The sequence below is a fragment of the Barnesiella sp. B2-R-119 genome, assembly GCF_023656675.1.
In the GTDB taxonomy this organism is placed as follows: Bacteria; Bacteroidota; Bacteroidia; order Bacteroidales; family Barnesiellaceae; genus Barnesiella; species Barnesiella intestinihominis.
Window position 1 is genome coordinate 570,603 of sequence record NZ_JAMOKL010000002.1, and the last position, 23,763, is coordinate 594,365.

A 23,763-nucleotide genomic window follows, 5' to 3' on the forward strand; every position below is an offset into this window, starting at 1 on the left:
GGTTAAGAAATATCCTTATGTGATGCTAAATTAGATGTTCTGGTAATACTGCCTTTCCAACATATTAGCCAAGAATTATGGTATCTTACCATAATAAATCAAACCAATCTATTTTTTGGATATTTACCATTATTTTTTATCTCAAATGACGGGGCTTTCCTCCTTTTCTCCAATACTCCTCTATCTTCTCCAATGTCACGCCTTTGGTTTCGGGAACATAGAAATATCCCCATATGATTGCGGCAAGAGCTACTATCGCATAAAACCAAAAAGCACCTGCCGGATTCCCCAAGTTTTCTCCGTCCAAATAAATTTCAGTACCTTCTACAGTGAACGCCTTCACTATTTTGAAGAATGTAAACGTTACCACTGTATTGAACACCCAAACCGATAACGAGCCCAAAGAGGAACCGAGACCTCTTACCTTCTGAGGAAATACTTCTGAAATAATGAGCCAACCGAGCGGGCCGATACTGATCGCATAAAAAGCGACGTAGACGAACACGAGAATAATAGACAACCATTTGCCCATCTCTCCGAGATAAGAAAAATGAGTAAAACAGATACCGAGTAAAAGAAGAGAGACAAAAATACCTGTCAAACCTGTAAAATATAGTTTTCTTCGGCCCAAGCGATCGACAAAATAGACCGAAACAATAGTGAACAACAGATTGACGACCCCAACACCGACCGCCGCCCAAATAGCCGAAACCGCCCCATCGAAACCGGCCATCAAGAATATCTTGGGACTATAATAGATAACCGTATTGATACCTACGAATTGTTGAAAGAACATAATCCCCACACCGATAATTACGGCATTACGCAGCCACGGTTTCATCAATTCTTTAATACCCGACTTATCTTTTTCACTTTTTATCAGCTCATTCTTGATGGTTTTGTACGAATCTTCCATTGCCTCATTCCCTTCGATACGAGCCAACACCGATTTTCCCTCTTCATCTCGACCCCGGCTTATCAACCAGCGTGGACTCTCTGGCATAAATGCCATACCTATCAACAGAATTAAAGCCGGAACGACTCCGATATAAAACATAGGACGCCAGCACGACATATCGCCTTCATCGGCAAACATCAAATCCGATAAATAGGATGCCAACACTCCTATCGTGATCATTAATTGAAACATCGAGACCAAACTGCCCCGTTTATTAGCCGGTGAAATCTCGGCTATATAAAGAGGTACTGCAAAAGACGATACCCCGATCGCTATTCCCAAAAATAAACGGGCTATAATCAACTGCTCGATACTGGGAGCAAATCCCGACCAAAGAGCACCGATCGTAAAAATAACCGCCGAAGCTAAGATAACTACCTTACGTCCCAATATATCGGTTATCTTTCCACAAAACAAAGCGCCAAGAATAGCACCCACCAATCCCGCCGAAGTAACTAATTCCACCATGGAATTATCCAAACCGAAATCTTTTTGGAAAAAAGGTATAGCCCCCGATATAACACCGGTATCGAATCCGAACAACAGGCCTCCGGTCGCAGCGATAACAGCTATTACATAAATAATTGTATTTTTCATCATATCCAATTTTAATTTATTCTAAAATCAAGGTTCATAATTCTTCCAAACCTCTTCTTTCAATCCGGGGTTCGGAACATATAAAAACGTATCTGGCGACTTCTCGAAAGTTCGGTAAATAGACTCCCCTTTTACAATACCCAGTTCCGGGTATTCGGCCGGAGATTTACAAATAAGTTCCGAGGGCTGATAACAAGGATTCGCCTGCCATTCGATCTTTCCTGCATCATTAAAAACCGGGAACCAAGCAATTCCCTTATGGCGACGCACGCCATCATACTCGAAACCATACTCCCTATCGCACCACGCTCCGAAAGTAAGAGGTTTATCAGGATTAGCACTAATAGTCGCATGAGCCCAATATGGAGGAACGATAACCACATCGCCGGCCTTAGCATACACGGCAAAACAACGACCGGGATTATCTTCGGCATATTCCTGCATGTAAATGATAGCCTCTCCTGTCCATATTTCGTAAACCTCAGGAGTAGACCAACCGCTATATTTAGAAACCCAATGGATATGACCTTGACTGCGAATAGGCTCTTTACCCAATCGACCGGCAGCATAGGTCACGACCCCATAAAGCAAATGCATCCGTTCGAGCATTTCTCTGTGTTTACATTTCCCCACGTCCATAGCTATGGAATAAACGATTTCAGGGCCATCGCACTGAGGGTCGGATAAACTTCCCCGAATATCTCGCAAATAACGATTCTCCACTTGGGGACCGAACACATCTGCACCATATTTAAATCCCATAGGATTTACAGTAGGAATTATATCAAAACCGGGATTGAATTCCATATCTTTTCATACATTATGTTTAACAAAAGCTTTTATTGTAGCGCACTGTTTTCCTTCCGACTCTCCATAAGGCCGTATCGTATACTGTTTCACCGATTCCGGTATAATAAATGTCTCGGCATAATGTACGACAAACGGATCAAATTCGCCGGTGGGACTTTCAACGATAGCTTCACGTCCCTCGACAAGATTCAGCACATTCACACTTCCATCTGTTTTGTGAAGAACTGGCTTGGTAAACCAATGCCGACGAGTTTCTATAAACTCACATTCATGCAAACCGGTATGTTCTTCAATCCAACCGTCTCCTTCGGCCACTTTATCTATCTTATTATAAATTTCACGGCGAACCCACGGCTCCGTACGATTCCATTGGATCACATGTTTGCCATGCCCAATATTGATTGGTCGGGGACGGCCGTCCAATCCCAAACGCCCCCAATCCCACAACTTGAAAGTGAAAATATAAGGAGTAGCACTGATTTCGAGAACCATACTGTTACGCCCCGAACAATGAACAGTACCCGCAGGTATAAGTACATGGTCGTGCTTTTTCACTGGATAATTCCCGACATACTTTTCTGCATCGAAATGCCCTGTATGTTGTGCTTCGGTCAAGGCATTTATCATCTCCTCCGGTACGATACCTTCCTTCACTCCCAAATAAACCGAAGCATCTTCTTCGGCATCGAGAATGTAATAGCTCTCGTCTTGGGTATAATGCATACCGAACTTTTCTTGTATATATTGTGTCAGCGGGTGCACCTGTAAGCTCAAATTACCGCCGTCCATCGTATCCAAGAAGTCGAACCGAATAGGGAACTCGTCCCCGAAACGTCCGTAAACCGGATTACCCAACAACTCACGCGGATAAGAAAATACCAAATCGATAGACGGTATTTCGAAACGGACTTCTCCGAAGCCCAAATACAAACTATTCTCCTCAGGAACACAATCGAAACACCATGCAAAATTGGGAGTTTCACGATCCAAATCGCATATTTCCTTCATCCATTGACCGCCCCACGGACCCGGATCGAAAAACGGAACTACTCGAAAAGGAGATTTCGAAGCCTTTTTCAAACCAGCATCCACGATTGCCGCAGTCGCCATCTTAGGATCGCCCATCACATTCGTATCCAAGACATAATCCCATTTGTTCATCAACGTTTTCTTAAAACGGTCGCAAATGCGCCAATCTACGAAAAAGCCTCTTTTATATTGCAACGAAGCCCGTTCCATGCGATTATCTACACCGACATTCGAAATTTCGTTTCTCCGAAAACGCATCTGTATTTCCCAACGAGCCATATCGGCATATACCAATACATCGCTTTCGGGCATCACGTAAGCAGCCCCTACTCCATATACGATTACAACACCGGCAGATATACCGGCAACCTTTTCACGCAGCTCGGCAACCTTCTTTTCATCGAAATAACAATCCATATGATAGCGAGTCATATAACCGAAAATCTCATCATCGGTTATATCGGACTTCAAAAACGAATTGATCTCTTCCGAAGTTTTCATGGCCGAAGAAGCATCCAACCATAATGTATGGGGAAGTTGTCCCTTCAACGCCGATTTTACCTCCTCGTCATAAACACCTTGATAACATTCGACAACCAATACCTTCACCGGTTTATGAACGTTTTCCAACGACTTGTTCAACTGCGATACAATTTCCGGCCAACCTTGCCAACAAACATTTTCAGATGTTTCCGATACTTGTACGACCGGATACTTATCATAATTAGATTTATAATTTGAATACTTTTTCATTTCTTCTCCTCTTTACACTTGTCAAATAATAATTCAATCCCAATAAAGCGGCATTGTCTCCTAATTCGGAAAGCACAATATGCACCCGGTCGATAGGAGTCCAAGCTCGATCCTCGACCCACTTATTGATATAAGGCAAAATAATATCCGCACTTCTCATGATTCCGCCACCCAGAACAACCACCTCAGGGTCATAAGCATGAATGTAAGAGACAATGGCTGCTGCCCATACATTCATACACTCTTCACAAATAATAATAGCATTCTCATCGCCTTGTCTCATTAAACCGAACAGTTGTTTAAAATCCATATCGGATGCCGCAATCTTAAAATCTGGCGATACACGTTCGTTAGACCGAATAATATCCGGCAAGAAAAATGAAGAAGCCATAGCCTCTACACAACCTATATTTCCACAGCTGCAACGTCTTCCACGATAATCGACAACTATGTGCCCTCCTAAGGAACCAGCTTGATGATGATGACCCACCAACGGTTTGCTATCTAATATAACACCTGTTCCTATTCCTGTACCGATAGTCATCATTACCACATTTCCCGTACCTTTCGCTGCACCGTAGAGCCACTCTCCGATGACAGCAAGACGGGCATCGTTTTCCAATACGAAAGGAACGCCCCAACGACTATCGGCCCAATGACAGAGATCGATATCACAAGCATCATCATACTTGTCGTTGGTAGAAATCACTCTGCATTCGACAGGATTCACCATACCCGGAAACGCCAATCCGATAGATGCCAAATCCGTCGAAGATATTCCTTCCTCAGACAACAATGAATCAATTGCATGCTCCATCTTGGGAAGCATGTGAGATAAACCCTTCACCGAATCCGAAGAGATTGTGGTAAACCGAACAATCTCAGAATCCAATATCAAACCTATCTTTATGATAGTTCCTCCCAAATCTATTGCGACGCTATAATTTTCCCCCATAACCTTATACTCCTATCAATTGAGGCTTCCCATCGACCTCCAACAATCTGGCTGCAAAGCCATGATCGGCAATTTCCCGATAATTATGCCCTGCATCAGACGGCCAACAAGCTGCAAAAGAAAATAAAGTATTTCCCGTATTTGCCATACGGTGAGCCACACCACCCGGTATATAATGTAGGCTCCCGGGAAAAACCCGTTCGGCCCACACTCGACGCAACTGGTCCATCAAAATCAACATACCCTCTCCTTCAAGCCCCCAATAAAATTCCGCCCGATCGATATTCGCATGGAAATGTCCCTTAGTCATGAAGTACTCGTTTCCCACTTTTCCCGGATGCAAATAAGTAATCCCGAAATATAATCCGCCGGGAGTACCCTCCTGTTCCGGCAAAAAACTACTCACCTCATAAGCCAGTATATTCTGCGGCATACGAGAAAAAGCATCGACATCGGCAAAAATACCACGCAAATCTCCCAGAGTACGACTCACATTCTCGACTCTCTCTCCCAATAATCGGTTCCCCGTAAAGAATAATCGGGGAAATACAATTTCCATATTCTCCATTATTTTTCATGTTATTATCGATATGGCAAAGATAGAGTGACAATTGGCCTGCTCTATTCACTATATTTGCCGAGAATTTTGGTATTTTACCAAATACCGATTAGAGGAGCATAAAAATGATAATATTCTATATCTATTAGGAAGCTTTTTTGGAGGTTTTTAAGCGATACATAAAAAACAAATTAAAAAACACTTTTTATAATCGAGTAGTACTCAACGTATCAAAAAGTCAATATCAATTACAAGAAAGACTTCCCAGTCCTCATAAATAATCTATATAAAAAGCTATTAAAAAGGTCAAATCGCCTTTTTCTTTTTCACCCCATATTTTTCTTGGTATTCAGAAGGAAGCATGTTGGTTGACTTCTTAAACTGCTCTATAAAATTCGACAAATTATTAAATCCGACCTCCATACTCAAAGTCGAAATTTTCATTTTGCCTTCTATCAAAAATTTCTTGGCATGCCCTATACGCATATCATTCAAATACTGTACAAAAGTCTTTTTCGTACGTTCCTTAAAATACCGACAAAAAGCAGTAGGAGTCAGTCCGGCAACAGCAGCCACCTCTTCAAGTTTAATCGGCTTATTAAAATTTTTCACCAAAAAACGATAAACTTTATTGAATCGCTCAAAATCCGAAGAATTGACCGACTGGGTAAAACCTACGCTCGCTAAAATTTCATATTCGTCGGCTTCTGCCATCATTTCCAAAAGTGTGAGTAAATTAGTTACCCGCTCGATTCCATTTTGATTAAACGTGCGTCGAATATATCGCGCGATCCGTTCACGCGATTCACCGGTAAATTTTATTCCCCGTCTCGAACGTTCTATTAACTCACGAATATTCGCCATCTCAGGCAATCGTATCAATATACCCTCGAACAACTCTTTACGAAAATAAACACAATGACAAGTCGCCCTTAAACCAGAATCCGAGTCGAAAAATTCTTTATCGTTTCTCCACTCATGCGGCAACTGAGGACCCATCATACAAACATCGCCCTCTTCATATCCTCCGATATGATCACCTACAAAACGAGTGCCCCACCCTTTTTCAATACACATGATTTCTATTTCGGGGTGATAATGCCACGGCACGATAAAATGGGGCAAATCTTCCCGATAGAAATTGATATAATTATCGACGGCAAAAGGAAGTTCTTGATACAAAGGTTTCATAATATAGCACAGTTATTAAAAGCAGTTCATCTAAAATCACACATCGAGAGCCAAAACAATATCCCAACCAACTTTGTCGGGGTATAAGCCATTTTTTATTTTTAACTTATAAAAAGTGATAGTATGGCAAAGATAAACTATAATATTATAATAGCGAAAATAAAAAAGAAGCATTAACAATGCCTTTTTGTACATTTGTAGATACGAAGATGAGATGCGATTCGACATAGTCCATTCGGAAATAAAATTTCCGTTTGCCTCTGCACTCACCTTTCGCTATCTTTGTCATTCAAAAATTATTTCTAAAAACAAATACCTATGAAAATTTTATTTTTTCAATACCCCTCGTGCAGCACTTGTAAAAAAGCAGCAAAATGGCTAAAAGATCACGACATTGATATAGAATCGAAGCACATCGTCGAAACACCGCCCACTGTCGGGGAACTAACCGAATGGATAACCCGCAGCAATTTACCCTTACAAAAATTCTTCAATACGAGCGGACAAAAATATAGAGAATTAAATTTGAAAAACCGCATTAGTACAATTCCCGAAAAAGAACTGATAGAACTATTGGCTTCCGATGGAAAACTAATCAAACGTCCCCTTCTCGTAACAGACTCACAGGTCTTGGTCGGATTCAATGCCGAGTTATGGCAAGACGTTTTGCTATCCGAGACGAAATAATCTCATACTCAAAAAAATTAGGCGCATGCCTATTTGCACGGTTCAAAAAGAAATACTATCTTTGCGCCGCTAATGCAAATAATAACCAATTAAAAAATTTCAAATGGCAACAAAAATCAGATTACAACGCTTTGGTCACAAAGACTACGCATTTTACCAAATTGTAATCGCCGATAGCAGGGCACCACGTGATGGTAAGTTTATTGAAAGGATAGGTTCTTATAATCCGAACACTAATCCTGCTACAATAAATTTGAATTTCGAAAGAGCTTTGTATTGGCTGACAACCGGTGCTCAACCCACCGACACTGTACGTAATATCCTTTCCAAAGAAGGTGTATTGATGAAAAAACATTTATTGGGCGGTGTAAAAAAAGGTGCTTTTACCGAAGAGGTTGCAGAACAACGCTTCGAAGCATGGTTGAAGAACAAAAAATCGGCTATTGACGCTGAGAAAGCCAAAGTTTCTGCCGCAAAAGACGCTGCTGCTAAAAAACGTCTAGAAGAAGAAACCGAAAAGAACAAAGCAAAAGCCGAAGTTGTCGCTGCTAAAAAAGCAGCCGAGGCTGCCGCTAAGGCAGAGGCCGAAGCCGCTGCAAAAGCCGAAGAAGAAGCTAATGCCGTTGCAGAAGCTCCTGCATCCGAAAGTGCTGAATAAATATTTTAGACAGCATATTGAAACGGAGTATCCCTCACTGGATACTCCGTTTTTATTTTTCTTCTTCCCAAAAGTATTTTAACGGCTCAGTCGTTAATTAACGGGGATCGTTCATGTATATTCTCTCCCCTATTGCGAACACTGTTCTCCGTAATACTACGGGATATTTCAGTTTTCATTATCGGAGATATTTTAGAACTCCTCCCTTGTCGTGCCCCATAACACTATCGGGCACTCTCCCTATCTCATCTGCGATGAGCACAGGGAGAGATGACCAAGCTCTTATCACCTCCCCCTGTATTTTCTACCCCTCCGTCCAGAGGAAACCGCCCCTATATTTTGCGCAGCAAAACACAGGGGGGAGAGGGGGAGTAACATGGCCAAACAATCGCCAATCGGTCTATAATAGTTCTCTTAACACGATAAAAAAGCTCCTAAGAACATCTCACCTGCACGATTCTTATCGTATTCATTTTCTACTTTCTCAAAAAAAATAAAAAAAATTCACTTTTTCACTAGGGATAACCCTCGATTTAAGGTTAATATTATATAGCGCATAAAAAATGCTCAAAAATATGTATATACATATCATGAAAAAATAAAAACATATCATTCAATTTTCAGAATTACTTTTTGTTTAATTAAATATTTGTTTATCATGAAAAAACACTACATGTTATTCACTTTATTGTTTACTCTTCTGCCTTTTCTTAATAGCTATGCCGAAGAGAACAAAGCTCTTTCTATTCCTCAGGCCAGTACAAATAATGTAAACGGCTATCGCTTGCAAATTCCCGAAACCATTTTAGGCGACCGCTCCGGTGGGGACACAGACCGTACCGGCAAATCATTCACTATTTCAGCTTGGGTGAAGATGGATCGATTCATGAACAGCGGTAGCAATAACAAAGGAAATGTGATTATGGGACACGGCGCCCAAGCACACACAAATTATAACGGAAGTTTGATTTTAGCCACCACTGAAACGGGAACTCTTAAAATCATTTCTGGTGCAAGTAATACGGTAACTTCCACTTTGAATACCGCAGTAGCATTAAACGAATGGACCTACCTCACCCTCGTCTATGATAACAGTAATTTTGATGTTTGTGTATACAAAGATGGAGTTCTCGTAACGACAAAAAATAACACCAAACAATTGGAACTTTTTGGAGACGATCCCTGCATCTTTTTCTTAGGAGGATTCGGGTTTTCGGGTCTCTGCGATGAATTCCAATTCTTCAACAAAGCCTTGACGGCTCAGGAAGTTGCACAAGCCTACGAAAATCCCCAAAACCTGTCGAGTTTAACCGTATGGTATGACTTCAACGAAGTTACTCCGGGTACAACTGGACAATTCTCCAACAAAGTCGTCGATTCTGCCCAATCTTCTACAACCGCCAAATATACTAAATTAGGTGGAGGACAAACAAGTTCCGACGGAGGATATATCTCGCAAACCTCTTTTACGGAATATGCCCCCACATTAGCCGAAGGGCGTACAATCACTGGTAGTTATACAGTTACATTACCCACAGAAGTACAAAACGGGACACTGAGCGTGACCAACGACGAGACTCCTCTTTCGGCAGGAGAAAATACCGTAGCATCGGGGACTACTTTAACCATAACGGCGACACCTGCCGATAATTATCGTTTGGAATCCCTGAATATCAACGGTCAACCGATTGAAAACGGTGGGACATATACTGTAACGGAAGATGCAACTATTACTGTTTCATTTGTCGAAATCGTTATGCATAAAGTAACAATTACCGTCGACGAAGGAGTAGATTATCAAATTACAGCAGGAGAAGAAGTTATCGAGAACTTAGAATCGATAGCCTCTGGCACAGAATTAACCATAACATTCAATTCATTGCCAGAAAACAAGAAGATAGAATCCGTACTGATTAACGAGCAACCAGCCGAAGCAGAAGAAAACGGATCATACATTTTCACGGTAACAGAAAACACGACTATCATTGTCAACTTGACCGATATTACTTATTACACGGTTACGCTACCGACTCTGGTAGAAAATGGACAACTAAGCGTAATGAACGGTTCCGAGCCTCTTACCACAGGAGAGAATACTGGTATAAAAGAAGGCACGGTATTGACAATTACGGCTACTGCCGATCCCGGTTATGAAATTCTCTCCCTCCAAGTAAACGGAACCGATTTCACCAACGGAGATAATTACACGGTGAACGAAAATACGACTGTCACAGTCTCATTCCAAATCGAAGGCCCCAAAGCTGTACTAGTCCCTGCAATAAGTGGTAATAATAAATACCAATTCCGTTTTGATGATAAAGTATTAGGCGAACACATAAATGGAGAGAATAATTCATGGAATAACGGTAATATAACAGGTTCAGACCATCGTGCCCGTAATTTCACAATGTCCGCTTGGGTGAAAACAGTCAGCACAAATGGGCAAGTAATGGGACACGGACAAGCACCTTACTATGGAGCCGTAGGAACATTTGGTGTTGTACTCGAAAACGGAGTCCTAAAATTGAAAGCCCGTGCATGGGAAGACAAAGGTAACTGTCCGGGAATAGCCGATGTAACGACCGAAGCAACCTTGACCGCTGATGAATGGGCATTTATTACCGTGACAGTCGATGATTCCAATAAAGAAATCAAACTATACAAAAACGGAAAATTATTAGGAACCGGCGATTTAGGAACAATTGTAGAAGGTGGAGAACGAGAAGGGCATGGTATAGGTCTATTACAAGACGAGTGTGTATTCTTCGTGGGGAACGGTGGATTCTCCTGCTATGTGGACGAAGTTCAGGTATGGTCCAAAACATTGACCGAAAAAGAAGTAAAGGAATCCATTCGCGGCGGTTACGACCAGGAGAATATGCCCGAAGAATTAGTGGCCTATTACAAAATCGAAAATGATTCGGAAGCCGAATTGGAAAACAAAGGAACATTCGGTAGCTGTCCCGCCGGTGTAGTAGAAGGTACAACCGAGGTACATACTGGTGCTCCCCACTGGGGCGCAGAAGTTTATACTTGCGACTTTATTCAAGTACAAATCGTAGCCGGTCATACATTCCCGACCAATAATCTCACCATCACTCAACCCACCGAAGGGGGAACATTCAAAGTAGTTAATGCTAAAAATGAAGAAGTAACAAGTGGAGAGGTAGACCAGTTCAGCGCATTGACAGTCATAGCCGAACCGGAAGAAGGATATGTATTATCGCAAGTATTGGTAAATGGCGAAGTAAATAGCGGAACGACTTTTGTCATCGAAGACGACACAGAAGTAACAGTGGTATTCTCCAATAAAGTAATCGTAACCAATACAACCGCAACCGGTGGTAACGTCGAAATGTTCGTTAATGATGCCGAAGAAGCGACCGCATTCGGTTCCGAAATTATACGAGGATCAAAGCTAACTTTCAAAGTAACCGTAAACGAAGGATATGAATTAACGTCATTCCTCGTGAACGAAGAAGAAAAGATAGACGAACTTGCAGAAAACATATATACAGTAAACGCAATTTCCGATAATATGACAATATGTGCTGTGTTCTCGAAAATACCGACATGGAGAGTTACTTGCAATATTACCGGAAATGGTTCTGTCACCATCTCCGACGACGAAAGTAATGTATATGCCAGTGGTTCCGAAATTCTAAACAACACATTTGTCAAACTAACTTTTATCCCCGAAGAAAATTATAAGATAGAAACTTTCACTTCTTCCAATGGAGAATCGCTGTTAGACCAAATTAGTAACAATATTTACGAAATAGGAGCCATAGACAGCAACCATACTTATAACATAACATTCGGAACGATTGTAGGCATAGACAAAGAAAGCATAAAGTCTATATCGCTCTACTACCAAGCCGGAATACTTTATGTAAACGGTATCGACGAAAATGCGACCATTGCCATATATAATTTGACAGGCAAATTGGTTAAAGTTACGGAAGAAGCCCCCGTAAATGTCGCCGATTTGACGAAAGGTTGTTATATCGTTAAAATAACGATGGGTGATACCGATAAAGCCATGAAATTTATCAAGAAATAAAAATCTGTAAGAGAATAAACCACACAAAGAGAGGCGATGCATAGCTTGCAGCATCGCCTCTCTTGTTTTTTTATCGAAGAAATGAACAAGCCAAAACTAAGAAGCTGTTTTAAATTTATTCCGAGACAGATTGAGCCCTATGTTGAAGCTGATTGGAGTCCGAGACATGCAGTCAATAGCGGGCTATTGACAAAAAACAAGGGATTCTAGATGCGAGACAGGGGCTCAATATGGCCGGAACATACCTGCTTGCAATGATAATATTATTTCTCAATAAATTTAAAACAGCTTCTAAAAAGAATATTTCACGACTTCGCTTTATACTACGACATATTCCTACCCATATCACACCTGCATCAAACATAAAGAGTAGAAATAAAGTCTTTTGCCGATTCATGAAAATTTTGTAGATTCGTGCACACATTAATACATTTTATATCATGAAAAAAATATCATTACTCACTTTCCTTTTGGGTTCATTTTTTCTTCTACAAGCCCAACCGCACACCAAACACATCGCGCCCATCGATAATGAAAAATGGTGGGGCTGCTTCGTGGGAATAGGTAACGAAATGCCCTTTGCATCGAATACGCCCCTCTATGATTTGACAAAAGTCAATTTCAACAACGAGGCCTCTCCCCTGCTCCTATCTTCGCAAGGACGTTATGTATGGAGTGACGAACCTTTCCGTTTCCGCTTGGTAAACGACACGCTCGTTATCGAATCAGATTATGAATCCCCACAAGTGACAACCGCTGGGAAAAACCTTCGCGATGCCTATCTTCATGCCTCAAAAACACATTTCCCGGCAAACGGAAAAACTCCGCCAGCACTCTTTTTTAAAGAACCACAATACAATACATGGATAGAACTCATGTATAATCAAAATCAAGAAGACATTCTGAACTACGCTCATAACATCATCGAAAACGGATTCCCCAAAGGAATCTTGATGATCGATGACAACTGGCAACGCTATTATGGGAACTTCGAATTTAAAGCAGAAAAATTCCCCGATGCCCGTGCCATGACAGACGAATTGCACCGGCTCGGATTCAAAGTCATGCTTTGGATTTCACCCTTTGTATCGGCCGATTCTCCCGAATTCAGAGACTTGGCAGCCAAAGGATTTCTCCTGAAAAACAAAAATGGCACACCTGCCGTTGTAAATTGGTGGAACGGATATAGTGCATGCTACGACATGACCAATCCGGCAGCTGTCGAATCACTAAAACAAACCCTAAACGAATGTATGGGAAAATACGGGATCGACGGGTTCAAATTCGACGCAGGCGATATAGCCATCTTGGCTAACGGAGAGTACGACTACTACGACAAGAATGCCGACCAAAACATTTTCTCCCAACGATGGGCCGAACTGGGACTTTCCTACCCTTTCAATGAATTTCGAGCCGCTTGGAAAACCGGAGGCCTGCCATTAGTGCAACGCATAGGAGACAAAGACTATTCGTGGTATGCCGTATCCATGCTTATACCCAACATGGCAATTTGCGGTATGCTCGGTTATCCCTATGCCTGTCCCGATATGATCGGAGGTGGGCAATTTTCCTCTTTTCTCGATATTAAAGAAGACGAATTTAACCAAGAACTCATTGTACGATCATGCCAAGTCCATGCCCTCATGCCCATGATGCAATTTTCAGTTGCCCCGTGGCGAATCCTCAATCGTGAGAATATGGAAATCTGTGCACGATACGCACAGCTACATCACACGATGGGCGACTACATTTATGAATGTGCCCGTCATGCTGCCGAGACCGGAGAGCCTATCTTGCGCCACATGGAATACAGTTTTCCACATAGCGGATTCACCGAATGCAAAGATCAGTTCATGCTCGGTGACAAATATATGATAGCCCCCATGATTACCGAAGGCACTCATCGTACCGTTAATCTTCCCAAAGGCACATGGCGCGACGATCAAGGAAAAACATTCAAGGGTCCGAAAAAAATAGAGATAGATGTCCCCCTCGATCGTCTCCCCTATTATGAACGAGTGAAATAAGAATTGGGATAATGTAAAAAAGAATCCATATACATATATGGATTCTTTTTTTATAGTAAACTTATCGGCTATCCACTACAATAACTAACCTCAATGCTTTTTTCTTTGAACTTCGAAATTCGATGAATATATGGCTTTTACCGTCAACTGTGGCCGAACGACCTCTTTACACCGAGAACACAAATACAAATAGGTATCCTCCTCCAATTTATATCTCCACCCCTCCCCATAAGAACTTCCACAGACAACACAGAAGAAACGCTCTTCAATCCTCCTACCTCTTTTCCCATAAAGTAAAGTCCTGACTTTTTGAGGTGTTTTTCTTTTAATGACTCGTTGCGCCTCTCGATTTATACGACGGTTTTTCTCAAACATATTGGCAAAAGACACTACGGCTTTTTGTACTCCCGAAAGATGTGGGTGCACCTGTTTCTTGTTTGCTTTTTTACCAGCCATCGCTCTTTTATTTTTCACAATATTAAAAGACTTCTCAACAACGATATGAAAGAAAGACTTTAAAAACACTCAACAGATACAACAAACGGACAGAACCTTTTCAATTCAGTACTATCCGTTAGCATTCACTGTCTCTTAATGCTTATCGTGGAGCTGGAGGCTCATGAACTAAAATCGATATACTACAACATATCAGCAAGTTACATTATAAGCCATTTCACTGTCCAATGAAAAGTCCAACAAACTCAACTAATTCTATTTAATGACCTTCTCTAATGCAAAACTATGAAAAACAAAGAAATTGGCCAAATTTCCAGCAATAGAATTTGGAGAATTCATTTTTATCACAGATCTTTGCAACAACATTCACGGCAGGGTGAATGTATTAATATTGATTATAAACACTTTGTCCTGCCACAAAGTAAAAATAAGGGGCTATGAGCAATAATGAAAACCATTATGGATACGCTCCTAATGCGTCTGTAACCAGTTCAGAGAATTGCCAAGTTACAGGAAAATTAGGAAAGGACACTTCTTCAATCCTTTATGATTTAGTTGATTTGGAGCAAATCTTCAAAGTAACTAAAAGAACATTATTTAACTGGAGAGCCAAAGGTCTCATCAATTTTGTCAACTTCGGGGGCAAACTATACATGACCCATGAAATGCTAATGGCTTCCATTGAATCCAGAAAGGAGGGATTATGTTGAATAATCTCCCTGTAGTAATTCCATCTCTCTATGCACAAGAGACAGTAAGACCTGTTAATAAGAAACAAGAAGAGGAATTTAATTCAAGCATAGAGCAAATACAAGCTTATTTGACAAAACATTATGAGTTTAGATTCAATTTAATCACCCAAAGATTATTAGTAAAAATTAAGGGGGTTGAAGAGCAATTCCATTATTTGGAAGATTATGAGTTCAACAGTATATTGAAAAGAATTAAAACTCAAAATGTTAGATGTTCAAAGGACACATTATTGATGATTTTAAAATCAGATTATGTTCCCCAATTTGATCCATTTAGAGATTATTTAGATAATCTACCAGAATGGGACGGTATTGATTACGTCGATTTATTAGCCCAAACTGTAAGAACCACTCAGCCTTTACACTTTGCCAAGTGTCTCAAAAAGTGGATGGTAGCAATGGTTGCCTCCTTGATTGATATGAATGCGATGAACCAAACAGCCATCATTCTCTCTGGCGCACAAGGAATTGGAAAAACCACATGGTTCCATACAATATTACCAATTGAGTTCCAAGAGTATATCCATGAGGGGTATATTTTGACTAAGGACAAGGAAACTAATGTTAAAATTTCAGAATGTGTACTTATTTTGATGGACGAACTTGAAAACTTGTCCGATAAAAGCATGGATGGAATTAAACAGCTCATGACCCAAAAGGGAACAAGCATGAGAAGAGCCTATACCACTATCAGTCAATATTATAGAAAGAGAGCTTCATTTGCAGGTACAGTCAATAGGAAGCATTTCTTAAAAGATTTAACAGGTAATAGAAGATTTTTATGTTTTGAAGCTAAAAGCATTAATTTACAGCACAATATACCTATAAATCAGCTATTTGCACAGCTACTCTATCTTTATAGAGCTGATTTTCAATTTTGGTTTGATGAAGACGAGATTGAAGAACTTAACAGAATGAATGCTGAATTTAGGGATGTATCAGTTGAAGAGGAGGCTTTCATTAATCATTTTGACAAATGTAGTATTGAAGAAGAAGGAGAATCTTTATTCTTAACTACTACCCAAATACAAAAGTTGTTAGTTCAAAAAACTGGTCATAAGACACTTTCTATCCAGGCATTGGGTCATGTTCTAAGAGACATGAAAATAGAAAGAATAAAAAGAGATGGTGTATATGGCTATCTTGTAAAATCAAAAAATTAAGTTTATCATTTTCAAACAAGCTACCTTGCCTACACTTACTTTGGGTAAGCAAGGTAACTTGTTTTTTAATTATTACTGCTGTCCGCTAAAAAAATGATTGTAAGCATATAAGTTACTAATATTAATGTATTTATATAGGTCTAACTATATTAATGGCTTATTTGGGGTGAGAAACAATAAGTGCAAGCACAGACTGAGTTATTATTGTAAATCGACTATTTTACTATTCTATTAGAAAAACACATAAAATTTCTATCAAGATCCTTTATAATCAGCCAATTCATCACAATGTCCCCGTACATACTCTGCCATTTTTGTGTTGGGGTATCTTGCCACTACCGCCTCACACATGTTCCATTTATATAATGCACATGCTGCCCTTTCCGTATCTGTAAACAGCAGGAAAGCTTTTTTCTTTATCATCTCGGAATACTTGAATATATTGTCATGTAAATTAATTTGATATCGGCTATAAAAAGGATAAAATATCCAGCATCCTTCATAATAAGAAGTGAGTTTCCAGCAATGTCCTATGGAATTTTGTAACCCTCGGGCATATTCAAGCATAAATTCCGCCTTGTCGTTGAGATTCCGCGCATTCTTTATACTTTGTTCCAAAGCATACATCTTTCTTGCAAAGTCAAGCTTATAGGATTTTCCTGGTTGGTTTCGTATTCTATTATTGCCGACGGTATTGTACTCAAGATTGCTGAATGCGTCATATTCAAAAGGTGCATATATGTTCCTGCTCTTGATAAAGTCGTCAGATACCAATGCGAGATATTGTATGGCCTCTTTATACCTCATGCTTGCAATCAGTTGGGTACCAATAATTTCGTAAAGGTAATTCATGTCGTTGTAACTGTATTTGTATAAAAAACAGTCTAATGGACATAATGGTTTTTTCATTCTATATACTAATCGCTTGATATATTTTACCCCAATGGAATCCAAATTAATAAAGAAGTTCGTCCTATAATCATACGCATTGTATTCATAATGATAGCTTTGCTCATTAATTGTTCTCCTAACCTTTACTTTTTTTGAATCCTCTTCGTCTCCCAGCATTTTTAATAAACGGTAATCGGCATAATTCAAAAATTGCAATGCGCGGACTTTATAACCAGAAGAAATACATTTAGGCACTACCTGTGAAATGACTATTTTGCACATCATGTCGTTCCAATAATATAGGTCAAAATCATTAGAAAAAGCTATCTTATCGTCCAACCAAAGCAATTCTCCATAAAGATAATTTTCCAGCTTGCTGTCGTATTGCGGAGCATTCTTGGCTGTCAGGTAAAGGTGAAAGACACGAATGGCATCTTTTAAGTCTTGTTCAGCTTTGTACTTTGATGCTTGGTTTATGAAATTCAATGCTTTTTGCGAATTGTTCAGCTTGTCATAAGTATAAGCGGCTGTATAGTGCCATGCCGCCAGATATTTGGGTGAGGTTCTGGAAATAGCTTCTACTGAGAGTTTATTTAATGCGCGAAAACACTTGTTACGACGAATGTTATAGTCATCGTTTGTAAATCTATTGTCCAAAGCCTCAAAGCCATGAATTATATTTTGTATAATTGGGAATATCCTTTCATCATTGATGTCTTTTTCATATAATAACAACAGCAAATCCAAGTTATCATAAAGTTGTCCGTCCTTTTGCAAACAGAACAGATAGGAACAAATATCACCTACTTCAATGAATATCTCCTTGGCTTTTTCCACTTCTCCCAAATGGAACAATGCCCCCGCCACATATCCTTTGGCCATATTCCGAATCACCTTTTCCTGAAAATATTGATTTCTCTCTATCCAGAGGTTCAAACATTCATCGTACTGACGCATGGATATAAGACATCTTATCATTTGAAGGGTATAACGGTCAAGAAACCTTCGGGAGCCATATGCCTTTGCTTGTATCATGACTTCCATCAACATACTGCATTCATCATCTCCGTCCACGGGATAATACCATTCGGACACTTGTTGGCTGCGTATCATTTCGCATCTTTTTGCAAGAAGCAGATATGATATAGCTTCCAAGTCATGATGTCTGGTGAGCCAATCTGCAAAAGCATTGTCCCCTGAATAATGAGGGTTTCCTTCGGTTATATTGGTATAAAGCTGTTCCAGCTGTTCATAATCCCACTGGTAGACTACCGCCTTTATATCAGAAACGGGTATTTCCATTGAAGTTTGTTTTGCCCAATAAAGGCAATTTTCTTCCATCTGCTTTCTGGCATCTTGTTTCAAATCAAGCTGTGGCAATTTTATTCCTTCCATGTTATCGCCGCAAACACGGAATGTGTAGTAATATTGTTCAGGTATATATAGCCTGTCAGAAGGACCGCAGCCTAATGCATATTGATAGGAGAATATCAACAACAGGGTAAGGAGAATTTGTTTCATAAGCAAGTTATCTTTTGTAGATTGAATGGATATCCTCTTCAGAATACTGGGAAATGTTCAAAGAGTCAAGATGGTACAATACTATACAATGGGGCTGTTGATTGATTTTGGAATTTACCAACCGCTTTACTTTCAATATTTCTTCCAAAGGAGATGTTTCCAAACGGATTATGTCACCTTCCTTAATGAGATGACCTTCCACATAGTGCTCTCGCGAAACAATATATTTCCGTTTATCGGCTTTTCTATAATACAGTGTATCTGTAAAATCTGTCTTGTGAAGAATGGACTTGAACTCACCTTTCCGCATCCATATTCCCCAAGAATAGACAGGGAAAGCAAAATCCAACGGCAAAGCATATTCCAATTCTGTTTTCAGATAAGGTTCCACATCTTTATAGTTCAAGATGGAATTTCCATCTGGATTGTACAATGATCCTGTATTATACAGCATAAGTACCCCACAATCCACAGGGGGGCATTCCTTTTTTAACTGGTGTAAACGGATAGTGGCACTAAGTTTTATTCCGTCTTTATGCAGCATGTCTCGCAAAACCTCACACAGTTTGAAAAAAGAGACTTGGGTACTTTCTGTCCAGTCGCAATCTACCTGAATCTCATGTATATCTCGTATCTTGTTTCGTTTTGCCATGGCCATAATCCTTTTATACATCAACCGTGCAAACGTGGTATCGGCTTTTATAGCTTTGGTTGTTATGTAAACAGTAGGGACTACTTCTATGCCGACTGGCACGGTATCACGAAAAATAGTCGTGGCAATGGGTATTGCCTTAAACACACCATCCCTGTCTTGCCCATAGTCGACATCAAAAAATCTAATGTACATCTTTTGGATATCATGTTTCCCAATAAAAGACTTGGTATGATTATCCAGTTGGAATTGTGTCTTCCAATAGTATATGGCATTACACGCTCCCGCCTTTTCATGTCCGCTTGACGTTTCTGGCGGCGAGGAACAACCGGCCACGCATATCAATGTGGCAAGTATAGTACTTAAAATTATTATTGCTCCCTTTCTTTTCATGTTCCGTTTGTTTTGAAAGTTTTCCGGCTTCAAACTATATATACCCGAGTTCCGCACTTCCTGCCAACTTCTTTAAAGGGCAGAGATTAAGAATCATATTCATATTAACACAACTGGTATTATATTACACGTCAATTATTGATAAACAATAAAAAAGTCAATAAACCAACTATTAACCAACAATGGCAAAGTTTGTATTAAGCCAAAGGCTGCACTTGTAGGAGTCCTAAGTTTCTTGTTTCTGTTTCATAACTGTTTTGATTATGTAGTATAACAGTCTTATCCAATTTCTCATCAAGAAAGAAAAACAAATTAAATGAATAATTGCTAATCATATTCAGGCTTATAGATGTTCAGCATTTATTGGCTTCATAAATCATCAATTGAACTGAGAATATTTGCTAATCCCAATAAAACTGCCGATGTATTTCTTTCATACCGGTCAAAAAGACTATCCCTACGTATTTCATCGGTCCATGCATTTCTTGTTTTAATCCAGTTTCTTAATAAAGGTTTTAATTTCTTATTTTGTTGAATAGCATTTTTATATACTTTCTGATAATTTTTGTCTTCTCCACATTCATAATATTTCTTTATAGCTGTACTACAAGAACTTATAAATAAATCTTCGGCACAAGATAAAAATACACCAGAATCTTCCCCTAATATTTCATTATCGCTTAAATCATTCAATTCTTTATTGTTCATTTTTATATGGCATTCCCATACACTGCAAACTCCGGCACTACTAATAACACCACTAATACTACCTTCCCAATAACACAAATCTACACAACAGAAAAACAACTTTATGAATTCCTTTTCCAGGTTCTCCCATGCTTCTTGTTCCTTGATGAGTAAACTTTTCTGCTTGTCATTCTCGCACAAATCTAAAAGTTCTATCAATGAATTATATTGTTTGAATATAATCCATGAATAATAAGTGCTATTATAAACAATCCTACCCATCGTTGACTCGTCTTTATCTATATCCCATAGCCTTTCTGCGTGATTCAATACAGTATCAGCCTTCTCATAGCCTGTAATCGTATCACTACCCAATTTATTCCTATCATAGTAGTCGCATAACTGCTTTCGATATGCTTTCATCCAGTTTAGCGTTTCTTTAACGTTAACACTTTCATTTTCGCCTTTACTTCTTGTATATCTGTACAAAGTATCAAGCAACAACACCAGCTCCGGATTGGTATTGCATATTTTGTCGGAAGTCCAAAACATTAGCCCGTCGTGATCCTGTTTATCCGTAGGATTAATTTTTACATGGCTGATGGAATCGCTTAATTTACCAACAGCATCATTGAGAGGTGTGGAATCCTCAATTATCAAAGACGCCTGTAAGGTATCAACAGGAATTGTATCTGCTGATCTTTGTGCTTTTTCAGAACAACTTACTATACTTGTCAACATGGTAAATACGGCACACATAATCATTACGGTTTTCTTTTTCATTTTTGGTGTATCTTAAATATTTATTGTTTTCTAGTTACGAATCAGATTCCTTCAAAGGGAAATACAAACACCTTAAAAGGGCAATAATTTGTCAAGTACCGCCTGATAATAATCGTCACTGCCCCAAGGTGGCAGTAATAACTGTGTTGTATGGCTTTTCTCTTCAATAGTTTCATCTCGAATGTCATATTCACAAATATCTTTGTATAATCCCATCTCATTTGATTCTATCCAACAGCATTCGACCTTAGCATAAGTACCATGTAAAACCAGTTTAGGGTCTAGAAACTCATTAATATTCGGCTCCCATTTGAAAGTGTTTAAGTACTCATCTGAATACATCCATAACAACTCACAGTAACTGGACACATAATCGTTTATTCCATGTAATATTTTGTCCGCATTAGTCAATAGATACATTTGCCACACAAATTCGGGAGATTCTTCGGGAACAATGTATGGGAATAAGCATTCCATACGTATTTGGGGATAGGTTTTATTTCGAAGGTAGTATCCCGAGGGATAATCCAATTGAAAACCGAGTGTGTAGTTCCCTCGAAAATGTATTTTATCCAATAAAATGTGCGTATACTCAACAATACATTGCGTATTTTTATCTGAGTGTACAAGCTTTTTACGTTTATCACCATAAATAATACCACTGCTGACAGACTGTAAAAAATCAGTAAAGGCTCGTCCTTTAACTCCAAAATTCATATCATAAATACATATCATACAAAAAATCTTTGATTCTTATTTCAGTATCCGACGGCATATTTCTATTCCTTTTTTTAATAATTCAAGGCCGGCAAGCTAAATATCTCTCTTTTGTCAGGAAGAAATGTAAAGACTGAGACTTTAATCTCAATAAATATTTCCTCACTTGACATTGTTGATAGTGAGTTTTTCAAAATCAACAATCCATTTGTTCTCAACAAGGAACTGAGTGCCTAGTACACCATGAATTTGTACACCTGTCTCTTCCTGCACCTGCACGACTGCTTCTGAGGCATCTAGTATGGCAAAGAAGGAGGTGTAACTCATACCCTCGAAATTGAATATTGCTTCAATAGTCGGAGCTTCATGTTGTACTCCATCAATCCCTATTATGTTGCGTCTTTCCTCCAATACCTTGAATCTGTCTTTGAAATGTTCATATACAAAGCTGAATAAGGTGTTATGGGTTGAACCTGTGTCAATAAGAAAACACAGATTGTCAGAGGAAATAATAAGCGGTAAGCCTGTCCCTAATGTCAAGGAAAATTTCATATCGCTTTTTGCATTTCAATTATCACTAAGAGCTTTGGCTACATACCACGCTACAGCTATCCCAAAAATCAAGATTACCACAGAGCCAATAGGCCCCTCTTTCGCATGTGCCAAAGCCGAAGGAATACCAGCAGCAATGACTAAGAATGTTATGATAAAACACCCTGTGTTTCCTTTTTTCCCATTGTCTTTATTGCTCATTTTACAAAGATTTAATATCGGATATTTTGTCATCTTTTTACATCTCTATCAATACGGAGCCTATTACATTTGCTATGAAAGATGCCTTTTCTATTATCGAATTTGGCTTGCAGCACTGTTCAATATCTCTATTCAGTAATATGTTATCGTATTCTTTTTTGTAACTTCCCTGCAATATGTCACCGTGTATTTTCATCAGCGGCTGTATCATTTTTGCTGACAGATATAAGAATTGGTCGATAAGATAATCTGCGCTATTGTTGATGTAATGGTCTTTGAAAACAGGATTCATCAACATTACAGCCTTGTTCAATACTTCTTGCACTTTGGGCTTAAGATCTTTTCTCGCTACACATAAATGCAAAAAAAGATTCAATGCGCCAACTGCTGTGTCGATGGGTGTATTTGCTTGTTTATTCAGATACTCTATGATACAGTAAAATCCATTTTCCGCCCAAACCTCGCGGATGTCATTATCATTTATCCAATCGAATCGAAGCATCATGGTAAAGCATTCTGCTAGTTGGTCTTTATTCGGATAATTAATGATTAATTTCCCTCCGCCAATTTGATTGAAGTTGGAATACAGTTCATATAACTGTTGTTGTAAGGCGGTGATGTCTTGACGCTCATACAGCTGAATGGCGTTCTGAACTTGTCTCTTAATTCGTTCCATTTTTTCTTTTTTGTAGCCATACCACAAAAAGA

Annotated in this window: 20 protein-coding genes; 6 read left to right on the forward strand and 14 right to left on the reverse strand. The window is 39.4% G+C overall.

Annotation, left to right across the window (positions count from 1 at the left end; genetic code table 11):
• Positions 1 to 136: 136 nt before the first annotated feature.
• From NBH06_RS05665 to NBH06_RS05690, 6 genes are all read right to left on the reverse strand, one after another.
• The gene (locus NBH06_RS05665; protein ID WP_040296073.1) at positions 137 to 1,555 is read right to left on the reverse strand and encodes a sugar porter family MFS transporter; all 1,419 of its coding nucleotides are present in this window, start codon (positions 1,553 to 1,555) and stop codon (positions 137 to 139) included.
• A 27-nt stretch (positions 1,556 to 1,582) separates the two neighbouring features.
• The gene (locus tag NBH06_RS05670) at positions 1,583 to 2,362 is read right to left on the reverse strand and encodes a glucose-6-phosphate isomerase family protein (RefSeq protein ID WP_195331482.1); all 780 of its coding nucleotides are present in this window, start codon (positions 2,360 to 2,362) and stop codon (positions 1,583 to 1,585) included.
• Positions 2,363 to 2,368: 6 nt separating this feature from the next.
• Positions 2,369 to 4,147: a class I mannose-6-phosphate isomerase gene (locus tag NBH06_RS05675; RefSeq protein ID WP_195331483.1), complete on the reverse strand. Its 1,779-nt coding sequence runs from the start codon at positions 4,145 to 4,147 to the stop codon at positions 2,369 to 2,371.
• Positions 4,125 to 5,102, reverse strand: a complete 978-nt coding sequence (locus NBH06_RS05680; RefSeq protein WP_195331484.1) for an ROK family protein — start codon at positions 5,100 to 5,102, stop codon at positions 4,125 to 4,127. The genes NBH06_RS05675 and NBH06_RS05680 overlap by 23 nt, the downstream gene beginning before the upstream one ends.
• Before the next feature lie 4 nt (positions 5,103 to 5,106).
• Entirely contained in the window at positions 5,107 to 5,670 is a 564-nt protein-coding gene (locus NBH06_RS05685; RefSeq protein WP_046412676.1) for a glucose-6-phosphate isomerase family protein, read from the reverse strand.
• 297 nt (positions 5,671 to 5,967) lie between these two features.
• Positions 5,968 to 6,852 carry an AraC family transcriptional regulator gene (locus tag NBH06_RS05690; RefSeq protein ID WP_008861579.1) on the reverse strand — a complete coding sequence of 295 codons (885 nt, stop codon included), beginning with the start codon at positions 6,850 to 6,852 and terminating at the stop codon, positions 5,968 to 5,970.
• Positions 6,853 to 7,170: 318 nt separating this feature from the next.
• Between NBH06_RS05690 and NBH06_RS05695 the strand changes: the two genes are divergently transcribed.
• The 4 genes from NBH06_RS05695 (at position 7,171) to NBH06_RS05710 (ending at position 14,287) form a co-directional block, all read left to right on the forward strand.
• Positions 7,171 to 7,539 (forward strand): arsenate reductase family protein, encoded by a 369-nt coding sequence (locus tag NBH06_RS05695; RefSeq protein ID WP_046413080.1) that lies wholly within the window; start codon positions 7,171 to 7,173, stop codon positions 7,537 to 7,539.
• 103 nt (positions 7,540 to 7,642) lie between these two features.
• Entirely contained in the window at positions 7,643 to 8,197 is a 555-nt protein-coding gene (locus tag NBH06_RS05700; protein ID WP_046413082.1) for a 30S ribosomal protein S16, read from the forward strand.
• 658 nt (positions 8,198 to 8,855) lie between these two features.
• A complete protein-coding gene (locus NBH06_RS05705; protein WP_250793239.1) occupies positions 8,856 to 12,260 on the forward strand; it encodes a LamG-like jellyroll fold domain-containing protein in 3,405 nt (1,134 codons plus the stop codon).
• Between the two features lie 440 nt (positions 12,261 to 12,700).
• The gene (locus NBH06_RS05710) at positions 12,701 to 14,287 is read left to right on the forward strand and encodes a glycoside hydrolase family 31 protein (protein WP_250793240.1); all 1,587 of its coding nucleotides are present in this window, start codon (positions 12,701 to 12,703) and stop codon (positions 14,285 to 14,287) included.
• Between the two features lie 90 nt (positions 14,288 to 14,377).
• Here the strand turns inward: NBH06_RS05710 and NBH06_RS05715 are convergent, their stop codons facing one another.
• Positions 14,378 to 14,743 (reverse strand): hypothetical protein, encoded by a 366-nt coding sequence (locus tag NBH06_RS05715; protein ID WP_046413088.1) that lies wholly within the window; start codon positions 14,741 to 14,743, stop codon positions 14,378 to 14,380.
• 437 nt (positions 14,744 to 15,180) lie between these two features.
• Here NBH06_RS05715 and NBH06_RS05720 point away from each other — a divergent pair, with 437 nt between their 5' ends.
• Positions 15,181 to 15,453 carry a helix-turn-helix domain-containing protein gene (locus NBH06_RS05720; protein WP_250793242.1) on the forward strand — a complete coding sequence of 91 codons (273 nt, stop codon included), beginning with the start codon at positions 15,181 to 15,183 and terminating at the stop codon, positions 15,451 to 15,453.
• Positions 15,447 to 16,658 (forward strand): VapE domain-containing protein, encoded by a 1,212-nt coding sequence (locus NBH06_RS05725; protein ID WP_250793244.1) that lies wholly within the window; start codon positions 15,447 to 15,449, stop codon positions 16,656 to 16,658. The genes NBH06_RS05720 and NBH06_RS05725 overlap by 7 nt, the downstream gene beginning before the upstream one ends.
• A 255-nt stretch (positions 16,659 to 16,913) precedes the next feature.
• Here NBH06_RS05725 and NBH06_RS05730 read toward each other — a convergent pair whose 3' ends face one another.
• The 7 genes from NBH06_RS05730 to NBH06_RS05760 all read right to left on the reverse strand — a co-directional run bounded on the left by NBH06_RS05730 (position 16,914) and on the right by NBH06_RS05760 (position 23,731).
• Positions 16,914 to 19,070 (reverse strand): hypothetical protein, encoded by a 2,157-nt coding sequence (locus tag NBH06_RS05730; protein ID WP_250793247.1) that lies wholly within the window; start codon positions 19,068 to 19,070, stop codon positions 16,914 to 16,916.
• Positions 19,071 to 19,077: 7 nt separating this feature from the next.
• Positions 19,078 to 20,115, reverse strand: coding sequence for a hypothetical protein (locus NBH06_RS05735; protein WP_250793249.1), 1,038 nt, complete (start codon positions 20,113 to 20,115; stop codon positions 19,078 to 19,080).
• Positions 20,116 to 20,484: 369 nt separating this feature from the next.
• Positions 20,485 to 21,585 carry a hypothetical protein gene (locus tag NBH06_RS05740; protein ID WP_250793251.1) on the reverse strand — a complete coding sequence of 367 codons (1,101 nt, stop codon included), beginning with the start codon at positions 21,583 to 21,585 and terminating at the stop codon, positions 20,485 to 20,487.
• Between the two features lie 72 nt (positions 21,586 to 21,657).
• Positions 21,658 to 22,320 (reverse strand): hypothetical protein, encoded by a 663-nt coding sequence (locus tag NBH06_RS05745; protein WP_250793253.1) that lies wholly within the window; start codon positions 22,318 to 22,320, stop codon positions 21,658 to 21,660.
• A gap of 144 nt (positions 22,321 to 22,464) precedes the next feature.
• Positions 22,465 to 22,854, reverse strand: coding sequence for a hypothetical protein (locus NBH06_RS05750; RefSeq protein WP_250793255.1), 390 nt, complete (start codon positions 22,852 to 22,854; stop codon positions 22,465 to 22,467).
• A gap of 15 nt (positions 22,855 to 22,869) precedes the next feature.
• Positions 22,870 to 23,088, reverse strand: a complete 219-nt coding sequence (locus NBH06_RS05755; RefSeq protein ID WP_250793257.1) for a hypothetical protein — start codon at positions 23,086 to 23,088, stop codon at positions 22,870 to 22,872.
• 4 nt (positions 23,089 to 23,092) lie between these two features.
• The gene (locus NBH06_RS05760; RefSeq protein WP_250793259.1) at positions 23,093 to 23,731 is read right to left on the reverse strand and encodes a hypothetical protein; all 639 of its coding nucleotides are present in this window, start codon (positions 23,729 to 23,731) and stop codon (positions 23,093 to 23,095) included.
• Between the last annotated feature and the right edge of the window lie 32 nt (positions 23,732 to 23,763).